This is a genomic window from Acinetobacter sp. UBA6720 (assembly GCF_002454215.1).
Taxonomy (GTDB): domain Bacteria; phylum Pseudomonadota; class Gammaproteobacteria; order Pseudomonadales; family Moraxellaceae; genus Acinetobacter.
Window position 1 is genome coordinate 1,299 of sequence record NZ_DKIK01000167.1, and the last position, 6,620, is coordinate 7,918.

Below are 6,620 nucleotides of genomic sequence, written 5' to 3' on the forward strand. Positions count from 1 at the left end.
GCAACGGAATCACGCAGTGCAATGAGTGTTTCATCTAAACCGAAAGTTAAGCTTTGGAAGGTCATTTCTTCATTCATCCTATGATTGTATTTGTTGTTCCTGATAAAGCATTTTTGTTGTGCTTGATTTTTACAATACATCGAATTTTTAAAAAAGTGAACTAAAATTCACAAATTGATTTACAATTCATTTTATCTGGTTGAGAATAGAATTATGAGTTATAAAAGATCATCGTTGATGCAAGAACGAATGGAACAAAATCGCCAAGCGATTTTGCAATCCGCTCGTGAACTTATTGCTCAAGGGGGAATTAAGGACGCACAAATTCAAGCGATTGCTGAACGTGCAGGTGTTTCCAGTGGTTTGGTATATCGTTACTTCGATAACAAAAGCCAAGTGTTAATTGAGGTTCTTTCGGAGGCCATTCAGCATGAGGTGAAAATTTTGAACCACATTGCTGAAAGTGATGAGCTGACGTCAAAACAGAAATTAGACAAAGCGGTGACCACGTTTGTGAAGCGTGCCATGAATAGCCCCCAACTTGCGTATTCACTCATGTTTGAACCAGTTGATGCTGAATTAGAACATGAGCGTTTTCGCAGTAAACAACTGATTAAACAGAGCATGAAAGAGATACTGGCCGCAGGGAAAATTAACGGCGAGTTCGGTTTTGAAGACTTAAATACCGCAGCACTTTGTGTGGTCGGTGCCATGACTTTTGTGGTGATAGAGCCTTTAAATCCATCTCGAGGTGTAATGTTTGAGCAAAACCATAAAGACTACTTTGTGAAACAAATTGCCGAATTTTGTGTCAATGCAGTTCAGGTTCAGGAGGAAAAATAGCCCAAGGAATAAAGCACAAAGGCTTGGCGTTTTCAAAGGAAGTGGTCATAGAACAAATAAGTTGAATAACAAGATGATAATGAATCAAGGAGAACGATTCGATGACACAAGAACGGTTAAGTTATGCCTATGGAACGAGCAGTCAGCCCCTATTAGGGATGACGATTGGTGAGAAATTTGATCAGGCTTGTCAGCAGTATGCGGAACAAGATGCTGTTGTCAGTCTGCATCAAAATGTCAGACTCACGTATAAGGAATTACAAACGCAGGTCAATGCATTTGCCTGTAGTTTACTGAAACTGGGCTTGAAAAAAGGTGATCGACTTGCGATTTGGTCACCGAACTGTGTGGAATGGACGATTACCCAGTTTGCTGCGTTTAAAGCGGGCATCATTTTAGTCAACTTGAACACAGCCTATAAGAGTAGTGAACTCGAATATGTGTTGAATAAAGTCTCTTGTAAGGGCTTGGTCATTGCATCTCAATTTAAAAGCACAAATTACCAAGATATTTTAATGAAAATTGCCCCTGAAATTAAAGGGGCTGAAAATAAAGTGCTCAAGGCGGAACGACTGCCACATTTGAAATATATTATTAAAATTGATGAAGAAGAACATACGGGTTTGCATCGTTTTAGCGACTTACTCTCTCCCCCCAGTAAGCGACAGCTCAATCAATTAGAGCTCGTTGCAAGCGAGTCGCAGTTTGATGAAACCATCAATATCCAGTTTACTTCGGGCACTACGGGTAACCCGAAAGGCACAATGCTGACACATAATAATATTTTAAATAATGGTTATTTTGTTGGTGAAGCCATTCACTTAAGTCCTGCCGATCGTGTTTGTATTTCTGTACCACTGTTTCACTGTTTCGGTATGGTGATGGGTAATTTGGCCTGCATTACGCATGGTTCAACCATGGTCTATCCATCGGCGGTGTTCAATCCTTTAGAAACCTTAAAAGCCATTCAGCAGGAAAAATGTACGGCTGCATACGGTGTACCGACCATGTTCATTGCTATTTTAGAGCATGAACAGTTCGATGATTTTGATCTTTCCAGTTTACGTACAGGCATTATGGCGGGCAGTCCTTGTCCACGTGAAATTATGCAACGTGTTATTGATCGGATGCATATGTCCGAAATTACCATTTGCTATGGTATGACTGAAACGGCACCGGTCAGCGCACAAAGTTCAACCTCGGATTCAGTTGAACAAAGGGTCGGAACTGTGGGGCGTGTTCATCCGCATCTTGAAATTAAAATTGTAGATGAACAAGGCAAAGTTGTACCACGTGGTCAGTTGGGTGAACTGTGTGTACGTGGCTATTCGGTAATGTTGGGGTATTGGGAAGACCATGAAAAGTCTCAAGAAGTGATTGATTCAGCACGTTGGATGCATACGGGCGACATCGCAGAAATGGACGAAGCAGGCTTTGTGAAAATTAAAGGCCGAATTAAAGATGTCGTTATTCGAGGCGGAGAAAACTTATTCCCGAAAGAAATCGAAGACTTTTTATATACCCATCCTGATGTCAGCGATGTTCAAGTCATTGGTTTACCAGATGCACGTTATGGTGAAGAGTTATGTGCTTGTATTATTTTACATGAGCATCATGACATTACTGAAGAGTCGATCCGTCAGTACTGTGCGGAACATATTTCACACAATAAAGTTCCACGTTATGTACGGTTCTTTAATGAGTTCCCAATGACGGCGTCAGGCAAAGCGCAGAAGTTTAAATTGCAGGAATTTATGCGTAATGAACTGGATTTGAAAGAAATCGCATAAGGTTGAAGACGGACTTTTCTTTGCTGGTTTGAAGCCAAAGGAAAGTCCGAAGTGAAAAGCAAAAGGAATAGCATATGCACCTGAGAAATGATTGGACTCGCGCTGAAATACAAGCACTCTACCAACAGCCTTTTTTAGATTTGGTCTTTCAAGCACAGCAAATTCATCGTCAGTACTTTGAAGCGAATGCGATTCAAGTCAGTACTTTACTGTCGATCAAAACAGGAAAATGCCATGAAGACTGCAAATACTGTTCACAGTCTGCGCGCTATGACTCAAAGCTTGAAGCTGAAAAAAGAATTGCGGTTGAAAAAGTGATTAGCGAAGCACAGCAGGCGAAGGCCTCTGGTTCTACACGGTTTTGTATGGGCGCAGCATGGCGAAATCCACATGAGCGAGATATGCCTTATGTTTTGGATATGGTGCGTGAAGTCAAAGCACTGGGTTTAGAAACCTGTATGACGCTAGGCATGCTGAATGCCTCTCAAGCCGAACGGTTAAAGGGTGCAGGACTCGATTATTACAACCATAACTTAGACACGTCGCGTGAGTACTACCCAAATGTGATTAGTACCCGAAGTTTTGATGACCGTTTAGATACCTTAAGTCATGTTCGAGAGGCAGGCTTAAAAGTGTGTAGTGGCGGGATTGTTGGCCTAGGCGAAGAGACCAAAGATCGAATTGGCTTATTGTTTGAATTGGCGACTTTACCAATCCATCCTGAATCTGTACCGATCAACATGTTGGTTCCCATGCAAGGTACACCTTTGGCAGAAGTTGAAAAGTTGGATGTAACCGAGTGGATTCGTACTATTGCGGTAGCACGCATCATTATGCCAAAAAGCTATATTCGTCTTTCCGCGGGACGTGAATCGTTGTCCGATGCCGATCAAGCTTTGGCTTTTATGGCAGGTGCAAATTCACTGTTTTCGGGTGAAAAATTGCTGACTACGCCAAATATAGCGCAAGGCCAGGACCAACAACTCTTTCAAAAACTGGGTCTACATGCGGAAAAAGCCAAGCCTCAACTTGCTGAGTTAACGGTCGATGCTATGGCTGTGGCTTAAGTGCTAGAACATGCGGTCATGAAAGTGTAGATTTAGGGCGACGATTAAAAGTAGATGAGTGAAGAATAAAATGGCGAAAGACTTTCAGAGTCAAACTGTAGTGGATGGTTATGATGAACACATTCGTAAGCTCATTCCAGGGTATGAGTTGGTTCATTTGCAAATTCAAGCCATTTTAAAAACACATTTACCAGAACATGCGCATGTATTAATTGTGGGCTGTGGCACAGGCTATGAGCTTTCATATTTGTTGGCGCAGCATCCGACGTGGAGTTTTACCGCTGTCGACCCATCTTTGACCATGATTGAAAAAGCACAGCAGTTATTGAGCGCGACCAATTGTGATTTAACGCGGGTTCGATTTGTCCATGGTGATACCACGGCATTACAGGAAAGTGCACAGTTTGATGCCGCTTTAGCTATATTGGTGGCGCATTTTATTCCACTTGAAGCAAAGCCATTTTTCTTTGCCGACATTTTCCGTTGTCTTAAAACACAAGCGATTTTACTCAGCTATGACCTGATGAGCTCTAGTAATGACAGTGAGCTCAAGGTTTTACAAACACTATGTCAGAGCAATGGTTTGACGGTGGTGCAGAGTGAAAAAATGATTGGGCGCCTGCAACAAGATTTTTATCTGATATCTGCCAACCAGATGCGAGAGCTTCTGACTAAAGTTGGATTTCATGAAGTACGAACTTATAGTCAACTGTTGAATTATTATGGTTTTTTTGCACAAAAGTAAGAACCAATAGCAGTGAAAAGATACATTTTAAAGATAAGAATGAAGGAATACACATGGCAGCCTATTATCAACTTTTAAATCGTGAACAGCACAGTGATGGGAGCTGTACAGCGTCTTATCTTTCCAATATTCATGCACAAGGCGCATGGAACCCGCATGAACAGCACATGGCACCTGCAACGGGGGTTTTGTGTACAGAGTTAGAGCAGTTTCAACCACGCGATGAGATGCGCATTGGACGCGTGAGTTTAGATATTTTTGGACTGATCGCTTTTGGTGAGTTTACGGTGCATACCCGTGTCATTCGTGCTGGAAAAACCATTGAACTGATTGAGGCGGAAATGCAGGCAAACGGGAAAACCTGTATTGTGGCCCGTGCTTGGAAAATGATGAAGCAAGATACCAGTGCAATTGCAGGGTTGGAAGATCAACCAATTGTACATCCTGAAACTTTGCCAGTGTGGGATGGGATGAAATGTTGGCCGGGTGGTTATATCCAAAGTATTGAGACACGGGCGGCAGAAGGCCATCGAGCAGGTAAAGGCATCGTCTGGTTACATAATGATTTGGACATGGTGGAAGCTCAGGAAACATCAAGTTTTGTGCGCTTACTGGGGATGGTCGATACAGCCAATGGTATTGTGCCACGTCAAAATCCGGCATCTGGATGGGGCTTTCCAAATTTAGACCTACAACTGCATTTATACCGTTTACCCCAAGGGAAATGGTTAGGTTTGGAAGCGACTCAGCAATATGGTCATGATGGTATCGGTTTAACCAGTGCTGTTTTGCACGATGAGCAAGGGCCATTTGGCCGCAGTGAACAGATTTTGACCCTGCGTAAGTTTTAGTTGGTCAGTGTCAATTTAATAAAAAAGGATGAATTGCTTCATCCTTTTTTTATTGGCATGCTGTAGGCACTTTAAAATAGTGAAATCAAGATGCGGATCAGTTTAATTGGAGCAGGGCGGGTGGCTCATCATTTGGCCAAAGCCCTGATGTCTCAGCATGAAATCGTCAATATTTATAGCCGAAGCTTCGACAAAGCAGCAGTTTTGGCGCAAGTCGCACATGCAAAGGCGGTCAGTCATTTTAAGCAGTTAAATACTGATGTGGATTTGGTGATGATTGCGGTAAGTGATCAGTCTATTTCGAGTGTGATTTCGGCACTGACTGAATATTTGCCGAATGTGTTGATTGTGCATACTTCGGGAAGTACAGCGCTTTCAGTTTTGGCGATGAAACATGCACGTGCAGGGGTTTTTTATCCCTTACAGACCTTTAGCTTAGAACGTGAAATTGATTGGTCAAATACACCGTTGTTTGTAGAAGCCACCGAAAATACGGATCTTCAAAGACTACATACTCTGGCAGAAAGCCTGAGCCAACGCGTGTATAGTTATAGCTCTGCGCAGCGTCTAAGTTTGCATTTAGCGGCTGTCTTTGCTTGTAATTTTAGTAATTATTGCTATGACATGGCGAAACAAGTGGTGGATGCAGAGCAGGTCGATTTTAGTCTGCTATACCCCTTGATTTTAGAAACCGCGCAGAAAGCCACACAGAATGATCCGAAGCAGATGCAAACTGGCCCTGCGATGCGTCAGGATCAGAATATTCTACAAATGCATCAACAGATGCTTGCGCAAGCTCAACGTGCGGATCTTGCTGAAGTGTATGCCTTAATGAGTCAGCAGATCAGTCAACGTCACAGTTGACATTCAATATAATAAACGAAGAGGTGAGTCACAAAGAACAAGCAAAGCCACTGAAAACGTGGCTTTTTTTATGCCCTAAGATTCGGTACAGTGTTGCTTAAAATAAATACAAACAAATAGAGGGCGTATGCGTTCACATTCATTATTAGAACAAGTGCAGTGGAAAGATCTCGTTCAGTTAGGCCGTACCGATGTGATCAGTGAGTTATTTATTTCTTTACCGTGGTTGATTGTCTCTTTCATTTTTGCAAGTTTACAGTGGTATGTCTTGGCGCTGTTTTGCTCGTTTATGTTTTTCTTAACTGGGCTGAGACAAGTGCATAATGCCTTTCATTTTGCCTTAGGCATTAGCCGACCTGCGACTCATTGGGTCATGTTTGTCTTAAGTATTATCATGCTCGGCTCGATGCATGCGGTACAAATTAATCATCTTCGACACCATCAGCATTGCATGCAGGAC

The 6,620-nt window shown here is 42.5% G+C and carries 6 protein-coding genes and 1 pseudogene; all 7 read left to right on the forward strand.

What is annotated here, in order from left to right:
• The first annotated feature begins 213 nt into the window (after positions 1-213).
• A complete protein-coding gene (locus B4F08_RS14280) occupies positions 214-843 on the forward strand; it encodes a TetR/AcrR family transcriptional regulator (protein WP_086207833.1) in 630 nt (209 codons plus the stop codon).
• Between the two features lie 101 nt (positions 844-944).
• Positions 945-2,633, forward strand: a complete 1,689-nt coding sequence (locus B4F08_RS14285) for an AMP-binding protein (protein ID WP_119063020.1) — start codon at positions 945-947, stop codon at positions 2,631-2,633.
• A 74-nt stretch (positions 2,634-2,707) separates the two neighbouring features.
• Positions 2,708-3,700 (forward strand): biotin synthase BioB, encoded by a 993-nt coding sequence (gene bioB, locus B4F08_RS14290; RefSeq protein ID WP_291374918.1) that lies wholly within the window; start codon positions 2,708-2,710, stop codon positions 3,698-3,700.
• 70 nt (positions 3,701-3,770) lie between these two features.
• Positions 3,771-4,445, forward strand: a complete 675-nt coding sequence (locus B4F08_RS14295) for a class I SAM-dependent methyltransferase (protein ID WP_291374919.1) — start codon at positions 3,771-3,773, stop codon at positions 4,443-4,445.
• 53 nt (positions 4,446-4,498) lie between these two features.
• Complete coding sequence (locus tag B4F08_RS14300) at positions 4,499-5,296, forward strand: thioesterase family protein (RefSeq protein ID WP_291374921.1); 798 nt, start codon at positions 4,499-4,501, stop codon at positions 5,294-5,296.
• Positions 5,297-5,386: 90 nt separating this feature from the next.
• Positions 5,387-6,160, forward strand: a complete 774-nt coding sequence (locus B4F08_RS14305; protein ID WP_119063016.1) for a Rossmann-like and DUF2520 domain-containing protein — start codon at positions 5,387-5,389, stop codon at positions 6,158-6,160.
• Positions 6,161-6,287: 127 nt separating this feature from the next.
• Positions 6,288-6,620: pseudogene (locus B4F08_RS14310) on the forward strand (fatty acid desaturase); the annotation flags it as partial.